Annotated in this window: 12 protein-coding genes; 4 read left to right on the top strand and 8 right to left on the bottom strand. The window is 67.9% G+C overall.

Annotation, left to right across the window (positions count from 1 at the left end):
• The first annotated feature begins 62 nt into the window (after positions 1 to 62).
• Entirely contained in the window at positions 63 to 2636 is a 2574-nt protein-coding gene (gene pepN / locus W7S_RS07530; RefSeq protein WP_014711125.1) for an aminopeptidase N, read from the top strand.
• Here pepN and W7S_RS07525 read toward each other — a convergent pair whose 3' ends face one another.
• The 3 genes from W7S_RS07525 to W7S_RS07515 form a co-directional block, all read right to left on the bottom strand.
• Positions 2637 to 3104: a DUF5130 domain-containing protein gene (locus tag W7S_RS07525; protein ID WP_008255165.1), complete on the bottom strand. Its 468-nt coding sequence runs from the start codon at positions 3102 to 3104 to the stop codon at positions 2637 to 2639.
• Positions 3091 to 3318 carry a hypothetical protein gene (locus tag W7S_RS07520; RefSeq protein WP_008255162.1) on the bottom strand — a complete coding sequence of 76 codons (228 nt, stop codon included), beginning with the start codon at positions 3316 to 3318 and terminating at the stop codon, positions 3091 to 3093. The genes W7S_RS07525 and W7S_RS07520 overlap by 14 nt, the downstream gene beginning before the upstream one ends.
• A gap of 67 nt (positions 3319 to 3385) precedes the next feature.
• A complete protein-coding gene (locus W7S_RS07515) occupies positions 3386 to 4036 on the bottom strand; it encodes an HNH endonuclease (RefSeq protein WP_036428682.1) in 651 nt (216 codons plus the stop codon).
• Positions 4037 to 4180: 144 nt separating this feature from the next.
• Here W7S_RS07515 and W7S_RS07510 point away from each other — a divergent pair, with 144 nt between their 5' ends.
• The 3 genes from W7S_RS07510 to W7S_RS07500 all read left to right on the top strand — a co-directional run bounded on the left by W7S_RS07510 (position 4181) and on the right by W7S_RS07500 (position 7284).
• Positions 4181 to 4576 (top strand): globin, encoded by a 396-nt coding sequence (locus W7S_RS07510; protein ID WP_008255158.1) that lies wholly within the window; start codon positions 4181 to 4183, stop codon positions 4574 to 4576.
• A gap of 38 nt (positions 4577 to 4614) precedes the next feature.
• A complete protein-coding gene (locus W7S_RS07505) occupies positions 4615 to 6180 on the top strand; it encodes a glycoside hydrolase family 13 protein (RefSeq protein ID WP_008255157.1) in 1566 nt (521 codons plus the stop codon).
• Positions 6181 to 6267: 87 nt separating this feature from the next.
• Positions 6268 to 7284, top strand: coding sequence for a hypothetical protein (locus W7S_RS07500; protein ID WP_008255155.1), 1017 nt, complete (start codon positions 6268 to 6270; stop codon positions 7282 to 7284).
• A gap of 68 nt (positions 7285 to 7352) precedes the next feature.
• Here the strand turns inward: W7S_RS07500 and W7S_RS07495 are convergent, their stop codons facing one another.
• From W7S_RS07495 to W7S_RS07475, 5 genes are all read right to left on the bottom strand, one after another.
• Entirely contained in the window at positions 7353 to 8024 is a 672-nt protein-coding gene (locus tag W7S_RS07495; protein WP_008255153.1) for a hypothetical protein, read from the bottom strand.
• Positions 8012 to 8425: a thioesterase family protein gene (locus tag W7S_RS07490; RefSeq protein ID WP_008255151.1), complete on the bottom strand. Its 414-nt coding sequence runs from the start codon at positions 8423 to 8425 to the stop codon at positions 8012 to 8014. Before W7S_RS07490 ends, W7S_RS07495 begins: the two co-directional genes overlap by 13 nt.
• The gene (locus tag W7S_RS07485; protein WP_008255148.1) at positions 8422 to 13272 is read right to left on the bottom strand and encodes an NAD-glutamate dehydrogenase; all 4851 of its coding nucleotides are present in this window, start codon (positions 13270 to 13272) and stop codon (positions 8422 to 8424) included. The genes W7S_RS07490 and W7S_RS07485 overlap by 4 nt, the downstream gene beginning before the upstream one ends.
• 78 nt (positions 13273 to 13350) lie before the next feature.
• Complete coding sequence (gene ettA / locus W7S_RS07480; RefSeq protein WP_008255146.1) at positions 13351 to 15027, bottom strand: energy-dependent translational throttle protein EttA; 1677 nt, start codon at positions 15025 to 15027, stop codon at positions 13351 to 13353.
• 77 nt (positions 15028 to 15104) lie between these two features.
• Positions 15105 to 15575: a single-stranded DNA-binding protein gene (locus tag W7S_RS07475; protein WP_008255143.1), complete on the bottom strand. Its 471-nt coding sequence runs from the start codon at positions 15573 to 15575 to the stop codon at positions 15105 to 15107.
• Positions 15576 to 15666: the final 91 nt, after the last annotated feature.

The raw sequence follows: 15666 nt of genomic DNA, 5'->3' as shown, positions 1-15666 counted from the left end.
ATCTGCACAACCGTAGGCCTCTCGCTCCTGTTCCCGGTTCGCCCGACCCGTAAGTTGGACACGTGGCACTCCCCAACCTCACCCGCGAACAAGCCGTCGAGCGCGCTTCGCTGATCACCGTCGCCAGCTACCAGATCGACCTCGACCTCACCGACTCCCACGGCGGTCCCGGCGAACGGACCTTCCGCTCGGTGACCACGGTGGTGTTCGACGCCCTCGCCGGCGCCGACACGGTCATCGACATCGCCGCCGACACGGTGCGCGGCGCCACGCTCAACGGTCGCGACCTCGACGTCTCCGGATACGACGAATCCACCGGCATCGAGTTGCGTGGCCTGGCCGACCGCAACGTCGTCGTGGTCGACGCGGACTGCCGCTACTCCAACACCGGTGAGGGTCTGCACCGGTTCGTCGACCCGGTCGACAACGAGACCTACCTGTACTCCCAATTCGAAACCGCCGACGCCAAGCGCATGTTCGCCTGCTTCGACCAGCCCGACCTCAAGGCGACCTTCGACGTGCGGGTGACCGCGCCCCGGCACTGGAAGGTGATCTCCAACGGCGCGACGGTGTCGGTGACCGACGGCCTGCACACCTTCGCCACCACCCCGCGGATGAGCACCTACCTGGTCGCCCTGATCGCCGGCCCGTACGCCGAGTGGAAGGACGCCTACGCCGACGAACACGGCGAAATCCCGCTGGGCATCTACTGCCGGGCGTCGCTGGCGCCCTACATGGACGCCGAGCGGCTCTTCACCCAGACCAAGCAGGGATTCGGCTTCTACCACAAGAACTTCGGCTTACCCTACGCCTTCGGGAAATACGATCAGCTGTTCGTCCCCGAATTCAACGCCGGCGCAATGGAAAACGCCGGCGCGGTGACCTTCTTGGAGGACTACGTCTTCCGCAGCAAGGTCACCAGGGCGTCCTACGAACGTCGCGCCGAGACCGTGCTGCATGAGATGGCCCACATGTGGTTCGGGGATCTGGTCACCATGGCGTGGTGGGACGACCTGTGGCTGAACGAGTCCTTCGCGACGTTCGCGTCGGTGCTATGCCAAAGCGAGGCAACCGAATTCACCGAGGCATGGACCACGTTCGCGACGGTCGAAAAGTCGTGGGCCTACCGTCAGGACCAGTTGCCCTCGACCCATCCGATCGCCGCCGATATCCCGGACCTGGCCGCGGTCGAGGTGAACTTCGACGGCATCACCTACGCCAAGGGCGCATCGGTGCTCAAGCAGCTCGTCGCCTACGTCGGGCTCGAGCACTTCCTGGCCGGGCTGCGCGACTACTTCCGCACCCACGCGTTCGGCAACGCCACGTTCGACGATCTGGTCGCCGCGCTGGAGAAGGCGTCGGGACGCGACCTGTCCGACTGGGGTCAGCAGTGGCTGAAGACGACCGGGCTCAACACGCTGCGGCCCGATTTCGACGTCGACGGTGACGGCAGGTTCACGCGGTTCGCGGTGACCCAGAGCGGAGCCGCCCCGGGCGCCGGCGAGACCCGGGTGCACCGGCTGGCCATCGGCGTCTACGACGATGACGGGTCGGGAAAGCTGGTGCGGGTGCGCCGCGAGGAGCTCGACGTCGAGGGCCCGGTGACGGAAGTCCCTGCGTTGGTTGGGGTTTCGCGGGGCCAATTGGTCCTGGTCAATGACGATGACCTGACGTACTGCTCGTTGCGGCTGGACGCCGAGTCCCTGCGCACCGCCCTGGGTCGCATCGCCGACATCGCCGAGCCGCTGCCCCGCTCGCTGGTCTGGTCGGCGGCCTGGGAGATGACGCGCGAGGCCGAGCTGCGGGCCCGCGATTTCGTGGCCCTGGTGGCGGGCGGCGTGCACGCCGAAACCGAGGTCGGGGTGGCGCAGCGGCTGCTGCTTCAGGCGCAGACGGCGCTGACGTCCTACGCCGAGCCCGGCTGGGCGCGCGAGGAGGGCTGGCCGCAGTTCGGCGACCGGCTGCTGGAATTGGCGCGCGCCGCGCAGCCCGGATCGGATCACCAGCTCGCCTTCGTCAACACGCTGTGCTCGTCGGTCCTGTCGACGCGCCATGTGGTGACGCTGGCCGACCTGCTCGACCGCTCCCCCGAAGACCTGGGATTGCCGGGCCTCGAGATCGACACCGACCTGCGGTGGCGGATCGTCACCGCGCTGGCCACCGCCGGCGACATCGACGCCGACGGGCCCGCCACGCCGTTCATCGACGCCGAGGTTCAGCGGGACCCGACCGCCGCCGGCAAGCGGCACGGCGCCCAGGCCGCGACGGCGCGGCCCCAACTGCAGGTCAAGGAGGAGGCGTGGACGAGGGTGGTCGAGGACGACACCCTGGCCAACATCACCGCCCGCGCGATCATCGCGGGCATCGCCCCGCCGGCGCAGCATGAGCTGCTCAAGCCGTTCACCGCGCGGTATTTCGAGGCGATCTCGGGGGTGTGGGCGCGCCGGTCCAGCGAAGTGGCGCAGACGGTGGTGATCGGCCTGTACCCGCACTGGGACATCAGCGAGGACGGCATCGCCGCGGCCGACGAGTTCCTGTCCGACCCCGAGGTGCCGGCGGCGCTGCGCCGCCTGGTGCTCGAGGGCCAGGCCGGGGTGAAGCGATCGTTGCGGGCGCGCCGTTTCGACGCCGAGTAGCTAAGCCGGCGAAATGCCGGCGCTCAGCACGCGGATCGCGCTGACCAGCCCGTCCACCAGATCGCCGCGCTCGAATGCCGAGGAAGCGGCGGCCACACCCAGCGGCGCGGCCGATTCGGCGCCGCGGCCGCGGACCGCGGAACCGTAGACCACCTCGATGACCTTCTGGTCGGGCGAGACGGCCAGCAGCACCGCATTGTCCGGCGTCGGCACGTCGGCCAGGATCTCGCGGGCCCGCGCGGCGGTGTCGTTGCCCAGGTCGCCCAGGTAGATCGCGAAACGCGTCTTGGAGGACCGCGACCCGAATTTCAGCGCGTCGTCCACCGCGACGAGATCTTTGGTCGAGAACGGGAACTGCACCGAGAGTTCGCCGGGCTCGGTGACTCCGGAGATCCGTCCGCTGGCGGTGATCACCGAGCCGTAGGGCAGCTCGGCGGGTTCCCTCGTCGCTACCTCACCACGTGCCACTGGCGCCACCTCCGACTGAGAATTCCGACGTGCCGTGCCCCCCATGGCTGTGGCCGACCTCTTCGCCGATGGCGGCCCACAGGATCGGCGGATGCGTCCACTTCTCGCCCAGCTTGTAGGACGCCGGGTGCGGCCCCTTGCGGGACCAGATCAGCACCGACAGCGCGACCACCAGCAACACGGGTATACCGACGATGATCAGGTGGAGATGCATAGGACTCACGACGCAAACCGTATCCCACCAAGCGATCCACCGGCGCGACCGGACACCAGATTGTGGCTCAGGCCGCGCCTTCGCCGAGGTATCGGGCCCAGGCCGGGTCCAGCTCCTTGACCGTCGACAACAGCCGCCAGTGCTGGCCCGTCGGCGGCATCGGCGGCCGGCGCAGCGCCCAGCCGAGCTCGCTGAGCAGCTTGTCGCCCTTGCGATGGTTGCAGGTCGAGCAGCAGGCGACGCAGTTCTCCCAGGAATGGTCGCCGCCGCGGCTGCGGGGCACCACGTGGTCGACGGTGTCCGCCTTCGCCCCGCAGTAGGCGCAGCAGAACCGGTCGCGGTGCATCAGGGCGGCCCGGGTCATCGGAACGCGCGCCCGGTAGGGAACGCGGACATACGAGCGCAGCTGGATCACCGAGGGCACGACGATCGAGCGGGTGGCCGAGTGGATGACGGGCCCGGCCGGGTCGTGATGCACCACGTCGGCCTTGCCGCAGATCACCATGACGATCGCGCGCCGCATCGGCAGCGCGGTCAGCGGCTCGTAGGTGGAATTCAGCAGCAACACCCGCCGGCGACTCCAGATGGAAGCGCTCTCCGGGCGGGCCGGCGGATGGATCTCGACACTGTGCAGCGATGACACGGTTGTGGGCCCGGTTGACCCTGCCGTGGCCACTTGACTACTGCGGTGGCTGCGGCGTCTCTTGCCCTGCGCCATAGATCCTCCGCGAACAGTCCACCATGATTCGCCGCCAATCGCACCCCTATTGCAGGTGAAACGCCGTGTCCAACCGGTGAACAGCGAGAGCGGCGTCGGGCCGCCGCGGCTTGCCGTCGCGACGATGCCCCACAATGGACGGCGATGGATGAGGTAGGACAGTCCTTCTACGACGCCGTCGGCGGTGCCGAGACCTTCCACGCGATCGTGTCGCGGTTTTACGCTCAGGTGCCCGAGGACGAGATTTTGAGCGAGCTGTACCCGCTGGATGACCTCGAGGGCGCCGAGGAGCGCTTGCGGATGTTCCTCGAGCAGTATTGGGGCGGCCCGCGCACGTACTCGGACCGGCGCGGACACCCCCGGCTGCGGATGCGTCACGTCCCGTTCCGGATCACTCCCCTGGCGCGCGACGCGTGGCTGCGCTGCATGCACACGGCGGTGGCCTCCATCGATTCGGCGACACTCGACGACGAGCACCGCCGCGAGTTGCTCAGCTATCTGGAGATGGCCGCCGACTCGCTGGTGAACTCGTCGTTTTGATGCCCAGTTCTGATGCCCAGCGAAGCGAACGGAGCAGCATGAGCCCGGCAGCGTGGTGGTCGAGCGCGGTGTTCTATCAGGTGTATCCGCGGTCGTTCGCCGACAGCGACGGCGACGGCGTCGGCGACCTGGACGGGGTGACGGCCCGCCTGGATCACCTCGAGCAGCTCGGCGTGGACGCGATCTGGCTCAACCCGGTCACGGTCTCCCCGATGGCCGACCACGGGTATGACGTCGCCGATCCGCGCGACATCGACCCGTTGTTCGGCGGGATGGCGGCCATCGAACGGCTGATCGCCGCGGCGCACCGGCGGGGCATGAAGATCACCATGGACGTGGTGCCCAACCACACCAGTTCGGCCCATCCGTGGTTCGCCGCGGCGCTGGCCGCCGGGCCGGGCACCGACGCGCGGGAGCGGTATTTCTTCCGCGACGGCCGCGGCGCCGACGGGGAGCTGCCGCCCAACAACTGGACCTCCGTCTTCGGCGGCCCCGCCTGGACCCGGGTGGTCGAACCCGACGGTCAACCCGGCCAGTGGTACCTGCACCTGTTTGACACCGAGCAGCCGGACCTGAATTGGGAGCACCCGGACGTCTTCGACGATTTCGAGAAGACGCTGCGCTTCTGGCTGGAACGCGGCGTGGACGGCTTCCGCATCGACGTGGCGCACGGCATGGCCAAGCCGGCCGGCCTGCCGGATGCGCCCGACGTCGAGTCCAAGGTGTTGCACCACACCGACGACGACCCGCGCTTCAACCACCCGAGCGTGCACGACATTCACCGCGACATCCGCAGGGTGATCGACGACTACCCGGGGGCGGTGACCGTCGGCGAGGTGTGGGTGACCGACAACGCCCGCTGGGCGGAGTACCTGCGGCCCGATGAGCTGCACCTCGGATTCAACTTCCGGCTGGCGAGGATCGAATTCGACGGCGCCGAGATCCGTGACGCGATCCAGAACTCGCTCGCCGCCACCGCCCTGCAGGACGCCGTCCCGACCTGGACGCTGTCCAACCACGACGTCGGCCGGGAGGTCACCCGCTACGGCGGCGGCGACCTCGGCCTGCGCCGGGCCCGCGCGATGGCGATGGTGATGCTCGCCCTGCCGGGCGCGGTGTTCATCTACAACGGCGAGGAACTGGGGCTGCCCGACGTCGAGCTGCCCGACGAGGTGTTGCAGGACCCGACGTGGGAACGCTCGGGACACACCGAGCGCGGCCGCGACAAATGCCGGGTGCCTATCCCTTGGTCGGGCGACGAGCCCCCGTTCGGTTTCTCGTCCTGCGCCGAGACCTGGTTGCCGATGCCGAAGGAGTGGGCGGCGCTGACCGTCGACAAGCAGAGCGCCGATCCCGACTCGACGCTGTCGTTTTTCCGGCGCGCACTCGAATTGCGCAAGCGTCGCGTCGAGTTCGACGGCGACGGTGTCGACTGGCTGGACGCCTCCGGCGACGCGGTGATCTTCCGGCGTCCCGGCGGCCTGGTGTGCGCCCTCAACTGTGGCGCACAGCCGGTGCCCCTGCCGCCGGGGGAACTCGTCCTGGCCAGCGCGCCGTTGCTGGACGGGAAACTCCCCCCGGACTCCGCGGCCTGGCTGGCGTAGCCGGTTCGGGCCTCACGGCCCGAGTCCCGGTGGGCGTTTCGCCGCGCACTGCTCTATATGTGGTGCATGACTTCCTACGCGTGGGCAGTGATCGGGGCCGGGCCGGCGGGCGTCGCCGCGGTGGGGAGGCTGCTGGATCACGGCGTCGCGGCCGAAAGGATCGCGTGGATCGATCCCGCCTTCGCCGGCGGCGACATCGGGCAAAAGTGGCGGTCGGTGTCGAGCAACACGCACGTGGGTCTGTTCCTCGAATACTTCAACGGCTCCAAGTCATTTCGGTTCGACGAAGCGCCGCCCCTGCCGCTGCGCGAAATCGACCCCCAGGAGACGTGCGCGCTGGGCCTGGTCGCCGAGCCGCTGGTGTGGATCACGGGGCAGCTTCGTGAGCAGGTCGCCACCTTCACGACGACCGCGACCGCGCTGTACCTGGAAAACCGGCGATGGCGCATCGAGACCGAACAGGACGACATCGTGGCCACCAACGTGATCCTGGCCGTCGGGGCGGTCGCCAAGAAGCTTCATTACCCCGAGCTCGACGAGATTCCGGTGGAGGTCGCCCTCGATCCCGAGAAGCTCGCGCGTGAGCCGCTGCGGGGTGCGACGGTCGGCGTGTTCGGCTCGTCGCACTCGTCCATGATCGTGCTGCCGAATCTGCTGCGCCATCCCGTCGAGCGGGTGATCAACTTTTACCGAAGCCCACTGAAATACGCTGTGTACTTTGCGGATTGGATCCTGTTCGATGACACCGGGCTGAAGGGCCAGGCTGCGGTGTGGGCGCGGGAAAACATCGACGGGGTGCTGCCGGACCGATTGGAGCGATGCCTGGTATCGGCGCCGGAGTTCTCCGGGCAGCTGGCCCGGTGTGACCGGGTGGTCTACACCGTCGGCTTCGAACGCCGGCGATTGCCCGAGACACCGCAGTTTGGGCAACTGGACTACAACCGCACCAACGGAATCCTTGCCCCCGGCCTGTTCGGGGTGGGGATCGCGTTTCCGCAGTATGCGCAAGACCCCTACGGGTATGGGCAATTCCGGGTAGGGCTCAAGAAATTCATGGACTACCTGGATGCCGTGCTGCCGCTGTGGCTGAGTTACGGCCCCTGATGTCCGCGGCCACTGGACCGCCGACGCCGCGTTAAACTCAGCCTGATTTCGTTCGCCAAACCGGGGCGTCAGCCCAGCAGCAACGCCGGGTCGCCGCGGCGGCGATACACCGAACCGAACCGGGCGTCCAGGCGCAGCCACGTCGGCGTGATGCGGACCCGGATCAACTCCTGGGCGTCGACGGCATCGGGCGACTGCGGCAGGAAACCCATCGCGGTCAGCGCGAACACGCAGCGCATCGGCAGCCCCACGTGGACGTCGGCGGCACTCACCTGGATGACCTCCTGGTCGAGCAGCGACACCGGCGGGCCGTGAGAACTGCTGTGCTCCTTGGCAAGTCGCGCGCCGCTTTGGGCCAGACCGAGCACCACCTTGGCCGGGATGTCCTCGATGTGGGTGAAGCCGGATTCCGGGGGCAGGCCGCCCCGCCACGCCGAGTCCATCGCGAATCCGGGATCGACGTAGCCCGAGTCGTCCATCGCGGCCAGGCCGCGCGCCAGCGCGTCCGCACCCACGGACAGGTCCGAGGGCCGGACCTCGCCCGGCACCACTCTGCTGGCCAGCACGTCGAAACCCGTTGCGACCCAGGCGGTCAGAAGCCCGTCGGATCGGGTCCGCAAGCGGATGATCGCCGCATCGTCGAGTCGCAGCGCGCGCTCGAGGAACGCGGCCAGATCCCGGCGGTGCTCGGCCCGAAACTGCGCGCCCAGCCACAGGCCGCGGTCGGCTACCTGATCCACCGCTGCAGATACTCCCGATGCTGCGGCGAGAGCCGCACCAGCCGCTCCTCCTCGATGTGGACGGCGGCCAGTTGCGACTCGGCGATGACGGCGGGCTTCGAGTCCGGATCCGCGTTGACCGAACGCACTTCGTAGCCCAGCGTGAAGTCGACCGCCCGCAACCGCTTGGTCCACATCGTCACCTGCAGTGGAGAATCGGCCAGCCGAAGCTGACCCTTGTAGGTGACCTTGACCTCGGCGATGAGCAACCCGATCGTCAAGATGTCGACCTCGAACGCCTCGCGCAGGAACTGCACCCGCGCCTCTTCGAGGATGGTGACCATGGTGGCGTGGTTGATGTGCTGGTACATGTCGATGTCCGACCAGCGCACCAGCACGGGCGCGACGAAGCCGATGCTCAACTCGATGAACCTCTTCCGCTCGTGCGGGTCATGCGACGGATTTGTCGCGCGGCGACGGACAACGTCGCGAGATCCTTGTCCCCGCTTTCCTGGATCTCGAGGAGCGTCCGTCGGGCCCGCTCGACCCTGGACGCGGACAGGTGCTCCCACTCGGCGATCTTCTCTTCACCGCTTTCGTCGGGCTCCCCCACGGCGAGCACATCGAAGCACAGCGACCGCAGCGAGGCGTAGATGTCGTCACGGATTGCCAAGCGCGCCAACGAGTGCCAGCGGTCCCTGCGGGGCAGCTCGGAGACTGCCGTCAGCAGGCCGTCGGTGCCGAGCCGGTCCATCAGGGCGAAATAGGTGTCGGCGACCTCGGCGGCGTCGATGTCGTTGATGTCGCCGATGTCGATGATGTCGAGCAGGCTGAAGTGGTAGAGCCCGGCGGCCACCGTGTAGGCCAGGTCTTTGGGCGCGCCCTGGGAGGCGAATTCCGCGGCTTCGGATTCCACGATGGCCTTGTCGTCACCGCGCAGCCATTCCGACATCCGCGGCGTCAGCGCCTTCACTTTGGCGGCGAACCGGTTGATCTCGGCGCCGACCGCCAATGGCTGTGGGCGGTAGTTGAGCAGCCAGCGTCCGGCGCGGTCGATCAGGCGTCGGGTGTCCAGGGTGAGCCGATCCGACAGGGCGACCGGCAGATTCTCCGCGCGGATGCGGCGCCAGATCTCGCTCACGCCGAAGATGGCGTCGGTGGCGACGTAGGTGCGCACCGCGTCTACCGACCCGACCCCGACGTCTTCGGTGATCCGGAAGGCGTAGCTGATGCCGGCGGCGTCCACCAGGTCGTTGATCAGCATGGTGGTGACGATCTCGCGGCGCAGCTGGTGGGTGCGGATCTCGCCGGTGAACCGTTCCCGCAACGGTTTCGGAAAGTACAGGGGCAACCGGGACGCGAAGACGTCCTGTTCGGTCAGTTCGGTTTCGAGCATCTCCTCTTTGAGCCCCAGCTTCACGTGCGCCATCAGGGTGCACATCTCCGGTGAGGTGAGCCCGATGCCGGCCTCGGACCGCCGCTGAATCTCCTTTTCCGACGGCAGTGCTTCGAGTTCCCGGTTGATGCCACGCTCGTCGACCAGGTACTGGATCAGCCTGGCGTGCACCGGAAGCAGGCTGGCCGCGTTCGCGCGGCTGGTGCCGATCAGGTCGTTCTGGTCCTCGTTGTCGGTGAGCACCAGTTGGGCGACCTCGTCGGTCATCGACTCCAGCAGCGGCTTGCGTTCCTCCGGCTTGACCTTGCCGGCGGTGACCAGGGAGTCGATCAGAATCTTGATGTTGACCTCGTGGTCGGAGCAGTCCACTCCGGCCGAGTTGTCCATCGCGTCGGTGTTGATCCGGCCGCCGGCCAGGTCGAACTCGACGCGGCCCAAGGCGGTCACCCCGAGGTTGCCGCCCTCGCCGATCACCTTGGCGCGAACCTGAGAACCGTTGACCCGCACCGGATCGTTGGCGCGGTCACCGACGTCGGAGTCGGATTCGGACTCGGCCTTGATGTAGGTGCCGATCCCGCCGTTGAACAACAGGTCCACCGGCGCCTGCAGGATGGCCTTGATCAGGTTGGGCGGGGTCATCTCGGTGACGTCATCGCCTGAGCCGTCCAAGCCCAACACGTCGCGGACCTGGGGGCTGACCGGAATGGACTTGTGCTCCCGGCTGTACACCCCGCCGCCCTCGCTGATCAGCGACGTGTCGTAGTCGTCCCAGCTGGAGCGCGGCAGCTCGAACATCCGCCGGCGTTCCTCCCACGAGGCCGCGGCGTCGGGGTCGGGGTCGAGGAAGATGTGCCGGTGGTCGAAGGCGGCGAGTAGGCGGATGTGCTTGCTCAGCAGCATGCCGTTGCCGAAGACGTCACCGCTCATGTCGCCGATGCCGACCACGGTGAAGTCCTCGGTCTGGGTGTCGACGTCCATCTCCCGGAAGTGTCGCTTGACGGCCTCCCACGCGCCCTTGGCGGTGATGCCCATGGCCTTGTGGTCGTAGCCGACCGAGCCGCCGGACGCGAACGCGTCGCCCAGCCAGAAGCCGTAGGACTTGGCGACGTCGTTGGCGATGTCGGAGAACGTGGCGGTGCCTTTGTCCGCCGCCACCACCAGGTAGGCGTCGTCACCGTCGCGACGGATGACTTCCGTTGGCGGGTTGACCTTTCCGGTCGCGTGGTCGACGTTGTCGGTGACGTCGAGCAGGCCGGAGATGAACAGCTGATAGCAGGCGACGCCTTCGGCGCGGGTGGCGTCCCGGTCGGCCGCGGCGTCCCCGGTGGGCAACGGTGGCCGCTTGACGACGAATCCGCCCTTGGCCCCGACGGGCACGATGACCGCGTTCTTGACCGCTTGCGCTTTGACCAGACCCAGGATTTCGGTGCGGAAGTCATCGCGACGGTCCGACCAGCGCAGGCCGCCGCGGGCCACCGGGCCGAACCGCAGGTGCACGCCTTCGACCCGCGGCGAATAGACGAAGATCTCGTACTTGGGGCGCGGCAACGGCAGCTCGTCGACCAGCTGAGCGTCCAGTTTGATCGCCAGCACGTTGCGGGCCCGGGCCGAACCCTTGCGTGTCACAAAGTAATTGGTGCGCAGCGTCGCCTGCACCAGCGACGCGAAGGCGCGCAGGATGCGGTCGGTGTCCAGACCCACCAGGGCGTCGATGTCGGCGGCGACCGCGGCGGCGGCCGCCTGCGCGTCACGGCCGGTCGAGGAACTCGGGTTCGGGTCGAACAGCGCCTCGAACAGCGCGACCAGGGACCGCGCGGTCGACGGGTGCTCGTTGAGCACCGATTCGATGTAGGACTGGCTGTAGGGAAAGCTAGCCTGCCGCAAGTACTTTGCGTAGGCGCGCAAGAGCACGACCTGTTGCCAGCGCAGCCCCGCGCGCATCACCAGCTCGTTGAAGCGGTCGATCTCGAGGCGTCCCTGCCAGATCGCGGTGACGGCGTCGGCGAATCGCTCGGCCATCTCGTCGCGCTCGGCTTGCGTCGACGCCGACTCGATGGTCGGGTGCGGGGATATCTTGAACTGATAGATCCACACCGGCAGCCCGTCGGAGCGGGTGACCGTGAACGGCCGCTCCTCGAGCACCACCACGCCCATGCTCTGCAGCATCGGCAGCAGCTGGCTCAGCGAGGCGGTGCGCCCGCCCAGGAACCAGGTCAGCTGGGCGGATCCGTCCTCGCCTTCGAGGAACACCAGCTTGACCGAATTGTCGTGCAGCTCTTTGATGATCGCGATGTGATCGATGGCGTCGGCCGGGGTGACGGCCTGCTTGTAGACCTCGGGAAAGGCGTCCGCGTAGTACTCCGCGTCGGCGTGCCCGACGGAGCCTTCGGCGGCGGCGGCGATCAGCCGGTCGGTCCAGGTGCGCGCCGCTTCGCTCAGCATGCCCTGGATGCGGATCCGGTTGTCCTCGGAGACGTCGACCGGCGTGGCGCCGGGGTCATCGGAAGGCAGGCGCACCATGAAATGCATGAGCGCCCACGGTGATTCGCTGACCCGCGCGGTGAATTCCAGCCGCGTGCCGCCGAATTCGTGTACCAGGATGTCTTCGATCTGCAGCCGCACCGCCGTGGTGTAGCGGTCGCGGGGCAGATACACCAGGCAGGAAACGAAGTACTGGAGGCTGTCGGCGCGCAGGAACAACAACGCATTTCGCTGCGGACCCAGATCCACCACCGCTTTGGCCATCGCCAACAACCGTTCGGCGCTGAGCGTGAACAGTTCCGAGCGCGGAACGGTTTGGATGACGTCGAGCAGCAGCTGGCCGGGGTGGATCGGGTCGCTGTCGGCCATCGCCAGCGCCTCGCGGACCCGACGCGAGATCGTGGGGATCTCCAGGACGTCGGCGTTCATGGCGGCAACCGTGAACAGCCCGACGAAGCGGTGCTCGAGCACGCCGCCGTCGGCGTATTCGCGAACGGCGATGGCGTACGGGTAGGCGCCGTAGCGCAGGTAGCTGCCCACCACGGATTGCGCCAGGACCAGCAGCCGGTCGTCGTCGGTCAGCCGGGGGCGCGAGCCGGTGCGGGTGCGCAGCACGCCGAGCCCGGGCGTCCCGTCACCCGAGACGCGGCCGTCGTGCACGTGGCAGCGTTGATAGCCGAGCAGCAGGAAATTCCCGTTGCCCAGCCAGCGCAGCAGGGCCGCGACGTCGTCGCGGTCCGGCGCCGAAAAGCGGTCTTGCGCGTTGGCTTCGACCTGGGCGGCGAGGTCGTTGAGCGCGGCGATCAGGTCCGATGCGTCGCTGGCGACCTGTTGCACGTCGGCGAGAACCCGGGGCAGCAGCCGCTCGACCTCGGTGAGCCCCTTGCTGTCGACGGACGGCAGGAGCTGCACGTGGATCCATGCCTCGCCGGCGTATTGCGATGCCCCCTCGGGCTTCGCTTCGACGCTGAGCAGATCGCCGGCGGGGTTGCGGTGCACGTCGAACACCGGCGTCATGATCGCCGTATAGGGAACGCCGAGCCGGTGCAGCAGCACGGTGACCGAATCCATCAGCATGCCGCCGTGGTCGGTGACGACCTGCAGCGCCGGCCCGAACCCGGCGGGGTCCTCCGCGGGGTAGACGGCGACGCGGCTCTCGCCGTCGGGGCGGTGCTGGCCGAGCCGGTAGTGCGCGCTCAGCATGGCCGGGGTGACGATCGCCGCCGGGACCGTCAGGTCAATGGGCCTGGTCTCCGCGCCGCCGGACTGGTCGCTATGGGGACCGCGATAGCTCTCCACATAGGCTTTCGAGATCCACTGGGGAATGTCCTGCTGCTGGGTGAAGGTCGTCCATGGCTCGAGGTCCTGTTTGGCTCCGGGATCGATCGTCATGCCGACTGCTCCCAACTGGCGACGGTTGTCACTGCGCTCAAACGCCCCGTTCCCGCGCGGCGGGGGGCAGAGCCGACACTAGTCGCGCGTCAGCTTGCGGTGGGTCACTCTGTGCGGCCGCGCCGCCTCGGCGCCGAGCCGTTCGATCTTGTTTTCCTCGTATGCCCCGAAGTTGCCCTCGAACCAGAACCACTTGGCCTCGTTGTCGTCGTCACCCTCCCACGCGAGGATGTGGGTGCAGGTGCGGTCCAGGAACCACCGGTCGTGCGAAATCACCACCGCGCAGCCGGGGAACTGCTCGAGGGCGTTCTCCAGCGAGCCCAGGGTTTCGACGTCGAGGTCGTTGGTGGGCTCGTCGAGCAGGATGAGGTTTCCGCCCTGCTTGAGCGTCAGCGCGAGGTTGAGCCGGTTGCGCTCGCCGCCCGAGAGCACGCCGGCCGGCTTCTGCTGGTCTGGTCCCTTGAACCCGAACGCCGACACGTAGGCCCGCGACGGCACCTCGGTCTGGCCGACGACGATGTGGTCCAGCCCGTCGGAGACGACCTCCCAGACGTTCTTCTTCGGGTCGATGCCCGCGCGGGTCTGGTCGACGTAGCTCAGCTTGACGGTCTCGCCGACCTTGACCGTGCCGCTGTCCGGCTCCTCGAGACCGACGATGGTCTTGAACAGCGTGGTCTTTCCGACGCCGTTGGGGCCGATGACCCCGACGATGCCGTTGCGCGGCAGGGTGAACGACAGGTCCTTGATGAGGGTGCGTCCGCCGAAGCCCTTGTCAAGGTGCTCGACCTCGACCACCACGTTGCCCAGCCGCGGACCGACCGGGATCTGGATCTCCTCGAAGTCGAGCTTGCGCGTCTTCTCGGCCTCGGCGGCCATCTCCTCGTAGCGCTGCAGCCGTGCCTTGCTCTTGGCCTGGCGCGCCTTGGCCCCGGAGCGCACCCACGCCAGCTCCTCGGTCAACCGCTTCTGCAGCTTGGCGTCCTTGCGCCCCTGCACCGCGAGCCGTTCGGCCTTCTTCTCCAGGTACGTGGAGTAGTTGCCCTCGTACGGGTAGGCCCGGCCGCGGTCGAGTTCCAGGATCCATTCGGCGACGTTGTCCAGGAAGTACCGGTCGTGGGTGACCGCCAGGATCGCGCCCGCATACGAGGCGAGGTGCTGTTCGAGCCACTGCACGCTCTCGGCGTCGAGGTGGTTGGTGGGCTCGTCGAGGAGCAGCAGGTCGGGCTTGGACAGGAGCAGCTTGCACAGCGCGACGCGGCGGCGCTCACCGCCGGACAGGTTGGTCACCGGCTCGTCGGGCGGCGGGCAGCGCAGCGCGTCCATGGCCTGCTCCAGCTGCGAGTCGAGGTCCCACGCGTCGGCGTGGTCGAGTTCTTCCTGCAGCCGGCCCATCTCCTCCATCAGCTCGTCGGAGTAGTCGGTGGCCATCAGCTCGGCGACCTCGTTGAAGCGGTCGAGCTTGACCTTGATCTCGCCCAGGCCCTCTTCGACGTTGCCGCGAACGGTCTTCTCCTCGTTCAGCGGCGGCTCCTGCAGCAGGATGCCGACGGTCGCGTCGTTGGCCAGGAAGGCGTCACCGTTGTTCGGCTTGTCCAGGCCCGCCATGATCCGCAAGACGCTCGACTTGCCGGCGCCGTTGGGCCCAACGACGCCGATCTTGGCGCCTGGATAGAAGCTCAACGTGACGTCGTCCAGGATCACCTTGTCGCCGTGCGCCTTGCGGACCTTCTTCATCGTGTAGATGAACTCAGCCATGCCGCGGTTGTGCCTTTCTGGTCTTGCGGGTATCGGGGGGATCCCCGCGGACCATCCTAGGCACCGCCGGGCGACGGCTAAGCCGAGAGAGGCAGTCCGTCACCGCCCGTGCCGTCGTCGGCCTCGGTGGTGTCGCCGTCGGCGTCCGCGGGTCCGCTCGCTGCGGTGGCATCCGCGGTGGTCGGACCGGTGTATCCGGGTTTCTCGATCCGGACGATCGCGCGCGACACGTCCGGCCCGACGGAGGTCGCCCGCATCTCCAGTGACGAGCGACGGTTGCCGTCGCGGTCTTCGTACTCGCTGGTGTAGACGTGGCCCACCACGATCACGGGTGCGCCCTTGCCCAGCGCGGCCCCCACCCCGGTGACCAACTTGCCCCAGCAATTGACGTTGATGAACAGCGAGTTGCCGGGCTCCCAGCCGCCCTCGGCCGTGCGCCGGCGCGAATTGCTGGCGACGCGGAATTTCATGACCTCCTGGGTGCCGACCTGCCGTCGCTCCGGGTTGTTGACGATGTGGCCGACGACGGTGAGCGGTGTTTCAAACATGGGTTGATCCCTTTCGATTGCGTTTGTGGCTATGGCTGCCAGTAGGCGCGGCGGCACCGACGGCTCGACGGGACAACGGGCGCCGGCCCAC

Origin of the sequence: Mycobacterium sp. MOTT36Y (genome assembly GCF_000262165.1) — a bacterium.
Lineage (GTDB): Bacteria > Actinomycetota > Actinomycetes > Mycobacteriales > Mycobacteriaceae > Mycobacterium > Mycobacterium intracellulare.
Note: the sequence above shows the minus strand (reverse complement) of the source record. Positions and strands in the feature narration are given on the sequence as shown.